Below are 13,146 nucleotides of genomic sequence, written 5' to 3' on the forward strand. Positions count from 1 at the left end.
GTTGCAGGTTTGCGTGCCGGTCTTGCGCTCCTGTGGCGTGCGTGTCACCCTCGCCGGGTGCCGCAAACGTGGCGGGAACGGAGGATGGCAGGATGAAGGGAATCGTCGCCCGAGCCGATCGGGGTCTTGGCAGGATGCCAATGCAATTGCATGCGCGGCGCGCAGTCCTGGCCCTGGTGGCCACGCTTGGAATCTTGGCAGCGGGCGGCGCGCAGGCCGCGCAGGTGACGCGCTTCTCCCCTGAAGGCACGGTCGGGCAGGTGCGGCAGGTGGCGATCCGCTTTGACGAGGCCATGGTGCCGATGGGCGACGTCCAGGCCACCGCGCCCGCGGCGGTTTCCTGCACCGGTGCCGGCACCGGCGGGCAGGCCCGCTGGATCGATGCGAAGAACTGGGTCTATGACTTTGCCAGCGACCTGCCGCCGGGCGTGCGCTGCACCGTGCGCATGCGCACCGGCCTGCGCAGCGTGGCCGGCACCGCCTATGCCGGCAAGCCGGAGTACCGTTTCGAGACCGGCGGCCCGACGGTCGTGTCCAGCCGGCCTGCGGGCGGCGAGATCGAGGAAGACCAGGTCTTTGCGCTGCGCTTCAATGGCGCCGCCACCGCGGCCTCGGTGCGCGAGCACGCCTGGTGCCAGGCGCAGGGGCTGGGCGAGCGCATCCCGGTGCGCTTGCTCGCCGGCAAGGAGCGCGATGCCGTGCTCGACGCCATCCACTGGGAGCGCATCGCCAAGCAGGCGCCCGATGCCGTGCACCTGCTTGCCTGCCAGCAGCGGCTGCCGGCCGCGGCGCGGGTGCAGCTGGTGCTGGGCGCGGGCATTGCCACGCCCTCCGGCGTGGCCACGCGCGACGAGCGCCGCTTCGACTACACCGTGCGCGAACCCTTCACCGCCAGCTTCAGCTGCGAGCGTGAACACGCGCAGTCGCCGTGCACGCCGCTGCGGCCGATGTCGGTCAGCTTCTCCTCGCCGGTGCCGCGCAAGCTGGCCGAGAGCGTGGTGCTGAAGACGCCGTCCGGCCCGCGCGCGCCGCAGTTCGGTCCCGACCTGGCGCCGGACGCCAGCGTCAGCGCGCTGACCTTTGCCGCGCCGTTCGCGGAGAAGGCCCAGTTCACCATCGAAGTGCCGCGCAACCTGAAGGACGACAGCGGCCGCACGCTGGCCAATGCCGACCTGTTCCCGCTCAAGGTGGCCACGGCATCGATGCCGCCGCTGGCCAAGTTTGCCGCGGCGCCGTTTGGCGTGGTGGAACGCTTCGGCGAGCTGCCGCGCGGCAAGGCGCCGGCCGACTACCCGCCGCTGCTGCCGGTGACGCTGCGCAACGTCGAGGCCGACCTCGCCGTGCGCGGCGTGCAGGCCAGGGCCGGCACCGTGATGAAGCTGCGCGTGGACGACGACACGGCCGTGATGCAGTGGTTTGGCCTGGTGCGCCGCATGCATGAGGCCAGCTATACCCGGGCCGAGCTCGACGCCGTGCTGGCGGGCCGCTCCCCGTATCGCGTCAACAACCCGCGCAATGCGGTGTCGATCGAGACGCGCTCGGTGTCTCTGCTCGAGCGCGCCCCCGGCGTGCAGAAGCTGGCCGTGCCCAAGCCTTCGGGCGATGCGCCGCGGCCGTTCGAGGTGGTGGGCATCCCGCTGCCGGAACCGGGCTTCCATGTGGTGGAGATCGCCTCGCCGATGCTGGGCGAGTCGCTGCTGGGCAAGCGTGCGCCGATGTACGTGCGCACCGCGGCGCTGGTCACCAACCTGGGCGTGCATTTCAAGCTCGGCCGCAGCGCCGGCAATGAAGACGATGGCAGCCGCAGCGGGCTGGCCTGGGTCACCGCACTGGACGACGGCAAGCCGGTTGCCGATGCCGCCGTGGCGGTGCGCGACTGCAGCGGCCGCCTGCTGGGCGAAGGGCGTACCGATGCCAGCGGCGTGGTGCGCTTTGCCAGGCTGGCTGCCGCGCCCGAGGGCGCCTGCGAGCAGAACGGGCTGTCGGGCTATTTCGTCTCGGCCCGCATCGGCGTCGGCCACCCGCAGGCACGCGGCAAGGCCGACATGGCCTTCGTGATGTCGGACTGGAACCGCGGCATCGAGAGCTGGCGCTTCAATGTGCCGACCGACACCGGCACCGCACCCACGGTGCGCGCCCACACCATCTTCGACCGCACGCTGCTGCGCGCCGGCGAGACCGTGTCGATGAAGCACGTGATCCGCGCCGAGACCGCGCAGGGCTTTGCCCTGCCGCCGGCCAGCCGACCGCTCCCCACGCGCGTGGTGATCCGCCATGAAGGCAGTGGCCAGACCTACGAGCTGCCGCTGCAATGGCGCCAGACCGCGACCGGCGGGCGCAGCGCGGAAAGCAGCTTCCAGGTGCCGGCGGCGGCCAAGCTGGGGGTCTACAGCGTCGAGCTGGAAACGCAGAAGGGCGAAGGCGCGCAGGACAATGGCGGTGCGCGCGGCTACACCAGTGGCAGTTTCCGGGTCGAGGCATTCCGCTTGCCGGTGCTGGCCGGCACGCTACAGGTGGCAGGCAAGGCGGGGCCCATGGTGGCGCCTGCCGAACTGCCGGTCGGCGTGGAGATCCACTACCTCTCCGGCGGCGGTGCGGCCGGGCTGCCCGTGCGCGTGTCCGCGCTGCTGCGCGACAAGTACGTCAGCTTCCCCGGCTATGACGAGTTCTCGTTCAACCCGCCGCGCGCGCAGCGCGAAAGCGCCAGCGGCGACGAGGAGATGGATGAGGACGAGCAGGGCGATGCCAGTGCCGACAGCCAGAAGCTGGTTGCCGACAAGCTGCCGGTGACGCTCGACAAGAACGGCAACGGCACCGTCACGCTGCGCAAGCTGCCCAAGATTGAAGCCCCGCGCGACCTGCTGCTCGAAGCCGGCTTTGCCGACCCCAACGGCGAGATCCAGACGCTGCGCCAGACCGTGCCGGTGTGGCCGGCGGCGGTGGTGGCCGGCATCCGCACCGATGGCTGGGTCTCGGTCAAGCAGAAGCTGGCCGTGCACGGCGTGGTGCTGGACGTCAACGGCAAGCCGGTGGCGGATGCGCCGGTCAAGATCAACGCGCGGGCACGCATCACCACCTCGGCGCGCAAGCGCGTGGTGGGCGGCTTCTACCGCTATGACAACCGCTCCGAAACGCGCGACCTCGGCACCGTGTGCGAGACCCGCACCGATGCGCAGGGCCGTGCGCGCTGCGACGTGGCGCTGGAGCAGGCCGGCCAGATCGAACTGGTGGCGAGCGCGCGCGACAAGGACGGGCGCACCGCGCAGGCGGCCTCGACGGTCTGGGTCACGCGCCAGGGCGAGCTCTGGTTCGGCGGCGAGAACCATGACCGCATCGACCTGCTGCCGGAGAAGAAGTCCTACGCGCCGGGCGACACCGCCGTGTTCCAGGTGCGCATGCCGTTCCGCCATGCCACCGCGCTGTTGGCGGTGGAGCGCGAGGGCATCTACCAGACCCAGGTGGTGGAACTGCATGGCAGCGATCCCACCGTGCGCGTGCAGGTGAAGCCGGAGTGGGGGCCCAACGTCTACGTGTCGGTGCTGGCCTTGCGCGGGCGCCTGCATGAGGTGCCCTGGTATTCGTTCTTCACCTGGGGCTGGCGCCAGCCGGGCGAGTGGTGGCGCGCGTTCCGCAGCGAGGGCCGCGAATACGCCGCGCCGACCGCGCTGGTGGACCTGTCCAAGCCGGCCTTCCGGCTGGGGCTCGCCGAGATCCGCGTCGGCAATGCGGGCCACCGGCTCGACGTTACCGTGACGCCGGACAAGGCCAGCTATCCGGTGCGCGGCAAGGCGCGCGTGGCGATCCAGGTGAAGCTGCCAGACGGCAAGCCCGCCGCCAACGGCGAAGTGGCGCTGGCCGCGGTGGACCAGGCCTTGCTGGAACTGATGCCCAACACCAGCTGGGATCTGCTCGATGCGATGCTGCAGCGGCGCGGCTACGGCGTGGAAACGTCGACCGCGCAGATGGAGATCATCGGGCGCCGCCACTACGGGCGCAAGGCGGTGCCGGCGGGCGGCGGCGGCGGCAAGAGTCCCACGCGCGAGCTGTTCGACACGCTGCTGGTATGGAACCCGCGCGTGCAGCTCGACGCCGAGGGCCGCGCCAGCATCGAGGTGCCGCTCAACGATTCGTTGACCAGCTTCCGCATCGTCGCGGTGGCGGACCTCGGCCTCGGCCGCTTCGGCACGGGCAGCGCCACCATCGCCGCCACGCAGGACCTGCAGGTGATTTCCGGCCTGCCGCTGCTGGTGCGCGAGGACGACCGCTACCGAGCCATGTTCACGCTGCGCAATACCACCAGGCGCGCAATGACGGTGCAGGCCAGCGCGCGCGGCACGCTGCTCGGCAATGAGGCCAGCCTGCCGGCGCAGACCGTGCAGATCCCTGCCGGCGAAGCGCGCGAGATCGGCTGGGACGTGACCGCGCCAGCGTTGCTGGCGTACTCACGCAGCGGCACCGTGATGTGGGAAGTGCAGGCGAGCGAGCAGGGCACGGGGGGCGCGGCCGACCGCATCAAGGTGTCGCAGCAGATCGTGCCGGCGGTGCCGGTGACAGTGCAGCAGGCCACGCTGGCGCAGGTGTCGCCGTCGCTGTCGGTGCCGCTCAAGGCACCGCCGGGCGCGCTGGCGGATCCTGCGGGCAAGGTGCGCGGCGGGCTGCAGGTGAACTTCCAGTCGTCGCTGGCGGGCGGCATGCCGGGCGTGCGCGAGTGGTTCCGCAACTACCCGTTCACCTGCCTGGAGCAGCGCGCATCGAAGGCCATCGGCCTGAACGACACCGCCGCGTGGGACGCGCTGATGACGCAGCTGCCGTCCTACCTCGATGCCAACGGGCTGGCCTCGTACTTCCCGCTGAACGCCGACGGCGACTTCGGCAGCGAAGTGCTGACCGCCTACCTGCTGGCGGTCACCGACGAGGCCGCGCGCGCCGGGCTGGCGCTGCGCATCCCCGACGCGCAGCGCACGCAGATGGAGCGCGGGCTGACCGACTTCGTCGAAGGCCGCATCCGCCGCGACAGCTGGGCCCCGGTGGCCGGCACGCAGTACCTGGACGCGCGCAAGCTGGCCGCGCTAGAGGCGCTGTCGCGCACCGGCCATGCTCAGGCGCGCATGCTGGGCTCGATCCAGATCCTGCCGGCGCAGTGGCCGACCTCGGCGCTGCTGGACTGGACCCTGCTGCTCACGCGCATGCAGGACATCCCGCAGCGCGAGCAACGCCTGGCCGAGGCGCAGCAGCTGCTGCGCTCGCGCCTGACGGTGCAGGGCACGCGCCTGGCGTTCTCCACCGAGCGCAACGACAACTGGTGGTGGATGATGGCCGGCGGCGACACCAATGCCGCGCGCCTGCTGGCGCTGGCGTCGGAACTGCCGGGCTGGAAGGAAGATGCGCCGCAACTGGCCACCGGGCTGCTGGGCCGGCAGGTGCATGGTGCCTGGGGCACCACCACTGCCAACGCGTGGGGCATGCTGGCGGTGACGCGCTTCTCGCAGGCGTTCGAGAAGACACCGGTGGCGGGCACCACGCGGGCGAGCGTGAGCAATGCGGCCGACGCCTCGCGCAGTTTCGACTGGGCGCGCGCGCAGCGCACCGACGGTATGGCTCAGGGCAGCGTCGAGCTGCCGTGGCCGACCGGCGCCGACGGCGGCACGCTGCAGGTGGAGCACGCCGGCGCCGGCCAACCGTGGGCCACGGTGCGGGCGCTGGCGGCGGTGCCGGTGACCGCGCCGCTGGCCGCGGGCTACCGCATCAGGCGCACCGTGACGCCGCAGGAGCAGGCGGTGCAGGGCAAGTGGTCGCGCGGCGATGTGTACCGCGTCAAGCTGGAGATCGATGCGCAGGCCGACATGACCTGGGTGGTGGTCAGCGATCCGGTGCCTGCCGGCGCCACCATCCTCGGCAGCGGCCTGGGCCGTGACTCCACGATCGCCACGCGCGGCGAGCGGCGCAAGGGCGCGGCCTGGCCGGCCTACACCGAGCGCACGCCGCAGGCCTACCGCGAGTACTTCGGCTACCTGCCCAAGGGCACGGTATCGGTCGAATACACGGTGCGGCTGAACAACGCCGGCGACTTCGCGCTGCCGCCCACGCGCGTGGAAGCGCTGTACGCGCCCGACGTGTTCGGTGTGGCGCCCAATGCGCGGCTGGCGGTGGGGGCGCGCCCATGAGCTGGCTGGCAATGATGATGCCGGCACGCGTGCGCGAGTGGTGGCTCGCGGGCACGCTGGCCGGCATCATCTACGGCGCGCTGCTGGTGCAGGTGGCGATCGAGCTGCCTGAAGGCGCGCCGCTGACCGGGCATATCGCCATGCAGCCCGCGTGGAAGACCGCGATGGCGCTGCTGCTGGCACGCGCCGCGTGGTTCCACCGGCCGCTGGTTGAGCGCCGCTGGCTGGTCACTGCGCTGCTGTTCTCGGCCCTGGGCGACCTCCTGCTGGCGCTGCCGACGCTGACGTTTTCGTTCATGGGCGGGCTTGGCGCCTTTTTGCTCGCGCACCTGGCCTACCTGCGCGTGCTGGTGCCGCTGGCGGGCGACACGCGTCCGCACCGGCTGATTGCGTGCGGCGCCATGCTGGGCGTGGCGGGCACCATGCTGGGCCGCTTCTGGCCCAATATGGGCCCGCTGACGGTGCCGGTGGCGGTATACGTGGGCGTGCTTGCGGCGATGGCCTGCAGCGCGCTGGTGGCGCGCCTGCCCACGCCGCTGGCGGCGCTGGGGGCGCTGTGCTTTGCCGCATCGGACATGATGATCGGCATCGCGCGCTTCCTGGTGCCGTTCGAATCTTTCCAGCTTGGCATCTGGTGGACCTACGCCGCGGCCCAGGTGCTGCTGGTGGCGGGCATCGTGGCGGGACGCGAGCAGGCATGAAGCAGCGCTGTATTCGCATGGTGCTGGCGACGGCGTTGATCTGGTCCGCGCCGGCCATGGCGCTGCCGTCCTTCGAGCAAGTCCGTACCGACTGGCGCAGTGCCGACGTGGTGGTGCTGGACCGCCACGGCGATACCGTGGGCCGCGTGCGCGACGACTTCCGCGCGCGCCGCGGCGACTGGGTCGCGCTGGCCGATACCTCGCCCGCGCTGCGCACTGCCATCGTGCTGTCGGAGGACCGGCGCTTCTATGCCCACAGCGGGGTCGACTGGCAGGGCGTGGCGGCCGCGGCCTGGGCCAACCTGTGGAACACACGCACGCGCGGCGCCTCGACGCTGACCATGCAGCTGGCGGGCCTGCTCGATGAGGACCTGCGCCGGCCGGGCGCGCCGGGGCAGGGCCGCAGCTTGACGCAGAAGCTGGGGCAGGCCGCCGGTGCGGCGGCGCTGGAGCGCAGCTGGAGCAAGGACCAGATCCTGGAGGGCTACCTGAACCTGGTGCCGTTCCGCGGCGAGCTGGTGGGCCTGTCTGCGATGTCGCAGGTGCTGTTCGGCAAGTACCCCGAAGGGCTCAACGCGAGGGAATCGGCCCTGGCGGTGGCGCTGGTGCGCGCGCCCAATGCCAAGGCCGCCCAGGTGGCAAGCCGCGCCTGCGGCATCCTGCGCGAGATGCGCCTGCCGCGCGAGTGTGAAGGCCTGGAAGGCTTTGCGCAACTGGCGCTGCTGCGCACCGGGCCGGTCGCACAGCGCGCCGCGGCCGCCACGCCATCGGCGTCGTCGCCGCAGCTGGCACCGCACCTGGCACGGCGCCTGGTCGGCGAAGCGCGCTCGCAACTGGCCGCGGGCGTACCCATGCCTTCTGCGCGCATCGCGTCCACGCTCGATGCCCGCCTGCAGCGCGAGGCTGCCACCAGCCTGGACCGGCACCTGCGCGAACTGGCCGGGCGCAATGTCGAGGACGGCGCGGTGGTGGTGATCGACAATGCCAGCGGCGACGTGCTAGCCTATGTGGGCTCGTCGGGCACGCTGTCAGGCGCCGCGCAGGTGGACCACGCGGCGGCGCTGCGGCAGGCGGGCTCGACGCTCAAGCCCTTCCTGTACGAGCAGGCGCTGGAAGAGAAGCGGCTGACCGCGGCTTCGCTGCTGGACGACCGGCCGGTGAACCTGCCGGTCGGCGGCGGGCTCTACGTGCCGCAGAACTACGACCACCGCTATGCCGGCTGGGTCAGCCTGCGCGCGGCGCTGGCCGCGTCGCTGAACGTGCCCGCAGTGCGCACGCTGGTGATGGTGACCCCGCACCGCTTCCACAAGCGGCTGGTGGCGTTGGGGCTGCCGTTGACCGAGGCCGGCGACTACTACGGGTTCAGCCTGGCGCTGGGCAGCGCCGACGTGTCGCTGCTGGCGCTGACCAATGCGTACCGGGCACTGGCCAATGGCGGGCGCTACGCGCCGCCACGGCTGCGGGAAGGGGCGCCGCCAGCCGCATCGATGACAGTGGTGATGCAACCAGGCGCCAGCTACGTGATTGCCGACATCCTGTCGGACCGCCATGCGCGCGCGCGCACCTTCGGCCTGGACAGCCCGCTCACCACGCGCTTCTGGACCGCGGTGAAGACCGGCACCAGCAAGGACATGCGCGACAACTGGTGCATCGGCTGGTCGCAGCACTACACCGTGGGCGTGTGGGTCGGCAATGCCAGCGGCGCCAGCATGCACGAGGTCTCGGGCGTATCGGGCGCAGCGCCGGTCTGGCACGACATCATGGAAGCGCTGCACCGCACGCGCGCCAGCCACGCGCCCGCCATGCCCGACGGCGTGCAGCGCGTGGCGCTGAGCTTCGACGACGGGCTGGAGCCGGCGCGCGATGAAGTCTTTCTGGCCGGCACGGCGATCCGGCGCGTCAGCGTGAGCGCACCCGCCGCGCGCCCGACCGCACCCGTGATCGCCAATCCCGCCGACGGCACCGTGTTTGCGCTGGACCCCGACATGCCGCCCGCGGCGCAGCGGGTCTGGTTCCATGCCGAGGGCGTGGCCGGCCAGACCGCGCGCACGGTCAGCTGGCGCATGGACGGCAAGCCGCTGGGGCGCGGCGGCGAGGTGGCATGGCTGCCGTGGCCGGGGTGGCACCAGGTGGAGCTGCTCGATGCGTCTGGCAAGGTGGTGGACCGCATCGGCATCGAGGTGCGTGGCGCGTCAGTGCGCGCGCCGGTGCCAGCGGCCAAACGCTGAGGCCGCTGGCGCTCTGTGCGCAATAATGGCGCTTCGCAACGTCTTGCCGGAGCCAGCGCATGTCCCTCGTCCCCCTCGATGCCGCCAGCACCGCGGCGCGCCTGCCGTATCCCGAACTGGCGCAAGCCATCGCCGACATGCTGGCCGAGCTGCGCGACGGCACCGCCATGGCGCCGCCGCGCATTGCGCTGCCGGTGGGCGATGCGCAAGGGGGCGAAGGCACGCTGCTGGTGATGCCCGCGCGCAACCGCAGCCTGGTGATGACCAAGAACATCACCGTCCATCCCGGCAACCCGCGGCGCGGGCTGCCCAATATCCTCGGCGAGGTGGTGGTGGCCGACGCGCACACCGGCGCGCGCATCGCCATGCTCGACGGCCCCACGGTGACGGGACGGCGCACTGCGGCCGTGTCGCTGCTGGCGGCGCAGTGCTTTGCCGCGCGCAAGGATTGCGAGTTGCTGATCGTCGGCGCCGGCGTGCAGGCGCTGACGCACCTGGAGGCCTTCGTGGTCGGGCTGGGCGTGCGCAAGGTGTGGCTGCATTCGCGCACGCGCGACAAGGCCGAGGCACTGGCCGCGCACGCGCGCACGCTGGGCGTGGAAGCGCAGGTAGCCGAGTCGGTCGCTGCAGTATTGCCTCGTGTATCGATGGTGGTCACGGTCACGTCCAGCCGCAGCCCGGTGCTGCCGGACCTGGACAGCGGCCTCTGGCGCGACGATCACTTCATTGCCGCGGTCGGTGCGTTCCGGCCCGACATGTGCGAACTGCCGCCGGCGCTGTGCCATGCGGCCGCGGATAGCGGGCGGCTGCTGGCCGATACCCTGTTCGGGATCGAGGACGAAGCCGGCGACCTGCTGCAGGCCGGCATCGACTGGGCCGACGTGCAGCCGTTCGAGACCGCGATCCTGCAGGCCGATGCCATCCGTGCGCGGGCCGGCAGCCCGCTGGTGTTCAAGAGCGTGGGCTACGCGCTGTGGGACCTGGCGGCCTGCGTGCTGGCCAGCCGCGGGTGACTACCCCGCGCCATCGCGGGCACGCAGCCAGTCGCTGAAAAGCTCGCGCGCCGGTGCCAGGAAGCCGGCGATCGGTTCGCTGCGGTCGCTGGCATACCAGTGGCAGTAGCAGCCGTGGATGGTCGCCACCACCAGGCGCGCCATCGGCGCGGGCAGTGGGCGCCCGGGGGCGGACAGCGCATCGACCAGGTCCTGCACATGCGCGTCCCAGCTGCGGCGGATCTCCTCGCGCACGCTGGGCGGCACGCTGCCTGAGAACAGCAAGGCCAGCACGACACCCTTGGCTTCCGGATTGGCCGTGAAATAGTCGGCCACCCGGTCGAAGGCGTTTTCCAGCCGCCGCGCCGCGGTCTTGCCCCGGTGCGGCTCCGTGCCGAGCTCCTCGCCGATATCCCGGAACAGGCTGGTTGCGGCCTCCGCCAGCAGCATTTCCTTGCTGCCGAAATGCCACAACAGGCTGCTCTTGGCCACGCCGGCCTCGGCGGAAATCTGGTCGAGGGTCACCTCGGCGTAGCCGTGTGCGCTGATCAGTCCGCGCGTCACGGCAAGGACGCGTTCCCGGGTTTCCAGGCCGCGGCGGTTCTTGGTGACGGAGGCTGGAGGCTTTTGTGCGGCCGGGCGGGTCGGTGGCATGGGCGGGGGCGGAAGACAGGTGGTGCCGGCAGCAATTTATGAGTATTCGGGCCGGATGCCTATTTGACAGCGGCCGGGTCTGCCAGCAAACTCCAGTATTGTACTGAATGTTCAGCACAATTACGGAAGTGTTGCAGGCCGGATACGGACATCCGGCCCAGGATTTCCAGGAGACCAGGATGTCGTACCCGACTGCCATTGCCGCAGCCGCCGCCGCGCTGGCTGCAGCCGCCATCAGCCTTGCCGGCACCGCCGGCGCCGCACCTGCCCCGGCCACCGCGGGCAATCCCGCCACCGATGCCACCGCCCGTGCCAATGCGGCCGTGCTGCAACAGCTGCCGTTCCAGGACCGGCGTGACTTCGAGGCCGCGCGCCGTGGCTTTATCGGCACGCTGGATAACACCGAGATCCGCGATGCCAAGGGCAATGTGGTTTGGGCGCTGGCCCCCTATGGCTTCCTCAAGCAAGACCGGGCGCCGGCCACCGTGAACCCCAGCCTGTGGCGCCAGGCGCAGCTGAACATGCACAACGGGCTGTTCCAGGTGACGGATCGGATCTACCAGATCCGTGGCTTCGATATCGCCAACATGACGATCATCGAGGGCGATACCGGCCTGATCGTGATCGACCCGCTGACAGCGATGGAGACCTCGCGCGCCGGCCTCGACCTGTACTTCAAGCACCGGCCCAGGAAGCCCGTGGTCGCGGTGATCTATACGCACAGCCATGGCGACCACTTCGGTGGGGTCAAGGGCGTCGTCAGCGAAGACGACGTCAAGGCCGGGCGGGTCAAGGTGCTGGCCCCGGAAGGTTTCATGGAAGAGGCCGTCAGCGAGAACGTCTTCGCCGGCAACGCCATGAGCCGGCGCGCGCAGTACATGTATGGCTTCAACCTGCCGCGCTCGGCAACCGGGCAGGTGGATGCGGGGCTGGGCAAGGGGGTGGCGCACGGCACGCTGACGCTGATCCCGCCAACGGACCTGATCCACAAGACCGGCGAGACGCGCACCATCGATGGTGTGCAGATCGAATTCCTGATGGCGCCGGGCACCGAGGCCCCGGCCGAGATGCTGATGTACTTCCCGCAGTGGAAGGCACTGTGCGCCGCCGAGGACGCCACCCACAACCTGCACAACCTGTACACCATCCGCGGCGCCCAGGTGCGCGACGCCAACCAGTGGTGGCGCGCGCTGGACGAGACCATCGACCGCTTCGGCGGCCGCACCGAGGTCCTGTTCGCCCAGCACCACTGGCCTACCTGGGGCCGCCAGGACATCGTCACTTACCTGGGCAAGCAGCGCGACGGCTACAAGTACATCCATGACCAGTCGCTGCGGCTGGCCAACATGGGCTATGTGCCGGCCGAGATCGCCGAGCGCGTGAAGCTGCCGCCGTCGCTGGCCGCCGAATGGCATCTGCGCGACTACTACGGCACCGTCAGCCACAACGCCAAGGCGGTATACCAGCGCTACCTCGGCTGGTATGACGCCAACCCTGCCAACCTGAACCCGCTGCCGCCGGAAGAGGCGGGCAAGCGCTATGTCGAATTCATGGGCGGCGCGGCGCGCGTGCTGGAGCAGGCGCGTGCGGCGTATGCGCGTGGCGAATACCGCTGGGTGGCCGAGGTGGTCAAGCACGTGGTCTTTGCCGATCCGTCCAACCAGGCTGCCCGCCGGCTGGAAGCCGACGCGTTGGAGCAGCTCGGCTACCAGGCCGAATCCTCGACCTGGCGCAATGCCTACCTGACCGGTGCCGCCGAACTGCGCAGCGGCCCGCCCCAGGCCGGCCGCCGCGCCGGCAGCCCGGACGTGCTGCGCGCCATGACCGACACCATGTTCCTGGACTACCTGGCGATCAGCCTGAATGGCGACCGCGCCGCGGGCAAGACGCTGGCGCTGAACTGGGTACAGCCGGACACCGGCAAGCGCTTTGCGCTGACGGTGGAGAACGGCGTGTTCCGCTACAAGCCCGACGCGCAGCACGCGTCCCCGCAGGCCACGCTTACCATGCCGCGCGCCGTGCTGATGGGCGTGCTGGCCGGCCAGACCACACTGCAGGCCGAGACCCAGGCGGGCCGCGCCCGTGTGGACGGCGACCCGCAGGCGCTGGCGACGTGGACGGCGCTGATGGACAAGTCCGAGCCGAACTTCAGCATCGTGACACCCTAACCGCACCGAGATGGGGCAGGCGCGCGGCCACTGTTGCGTGCCCGCCCTATAAAACCGCTCTTGCCTGAGGGTTTTTTCCTGCGCGCGGCATAAACCGTTGTGCGGATGCCTCGGTGAACGGCCCTGAGAGCCGCTCCCATGCTGGTTTCTTAGTGGTTAACCCTCCCTTTAGGGGGCGTCCTCTACGAATCAGTGTCATCGGTGAAACAGTCGTGCTCCGGCTGGCCGGATAATGCACA

Annotated in this window: 6 protein-coding genes; 5 read left to right on the top strand and 1 reads right to left on the bottom strand. The window is 70.7% G+C overall.

Features of this window, described 5'->3' with window-relative positions; translation table 11 throughout:
* The first annotated feature begins 92 nt into the window (after window positions 1-92).
* Genes AC3WRR_RS30665 through AC3WRR_RS30680 form a run of 4 tightly spaced genes read left to right on the top strand, consistent with a single transcriptional unit; the run spans window position 93 to window position 10,106 of the window.
* Window positions 93-6,164, top strand: coding sequence for an alpha-2-macroglobulin family protein (locus AC3WRR_RS30665; RefSeq protein WP_492298952.1), 6,072 nt, complete (start codon window positions 93-95; stop codon window positions 6,162-6,164).
* Window positions 6,161-6,865, top strand: a complete 705-nt coding sequence (locus AC3WRR_RS30670; protein WP_011616248.1) for a lysoplasmalogenase — start codon at window positions 6,161-6,163, stop codon at window positions 6,863-6,865. The genes AC3WRR_RS30665 and AC3WRR_RS30670 overlap by 4 nt, the downstream gene beginning before the upstream one ends.
* Window positions 6,862-9,093 (top strand): penicillin-binding protein 1C, encoded by a 2,232-nt coding sequence (gene pbpC / locus AC3WRR_RS30675; protein WP_058697416.1) that lies wholly within the window; start codon window positions 6,862-6,864, stop codon window positions 9,091-9,093. Before AC3WRR_RS30670 ends, pbpC begins: the two co-directional genes overlap by 4 nt.
* 59 nt (window positions 9,094-9,152) lie before the next feature.
* Window positions 9,153-10,106: a delta(1)-pyrroline-2-carboxylate reductase family protein gene (locus AC3WRR_RS30680; RefSeq protein WP_492298954.1), complete on the top strand. Its 954-nt coding sequence runs from the start codon at window positions 9,153-9,155 to the stop codon at window positions 10,104-10,106.
* Here the strand turns inward: AC3WRR_RS30680 and AC3WRR_RS30685 are convergent, their stop codons facing one another.
* Entirely contained in the window at window positions 10,107-10,739 is a 633-nt protein-coding gene (locus AC3WRR_RS30685) for a TetR/AcrR family transcriptional regulator (protein WP_492298956.1), read from the bottom strand. It lies immediately after the preceding gene.
* 179 nt (window positions 10,740-10,918) lie between these two features.
* On the opposite strand from AC3WRR_RS30685, the gene AC3WRR_RS30690 reads away from it, so the two are divergent.
* Complete coding sequence (locus AC3WRR_RS30690) at window positions 10,919-12,907, top strand: alkyl/aryl-sulfatase (RefSeq protein ID WP_058697415.1); 1,989 nt, start codon at window positions 10,919-10,921, stop codon at window positions 12,905-12,907.
* Window positions 12,908-13,146: the final 239 nt, after the last annotated feature.

This window comes from Cupriavidus sp. FW305-3-2-15-C-LB2, assembly GCF_058787575.1.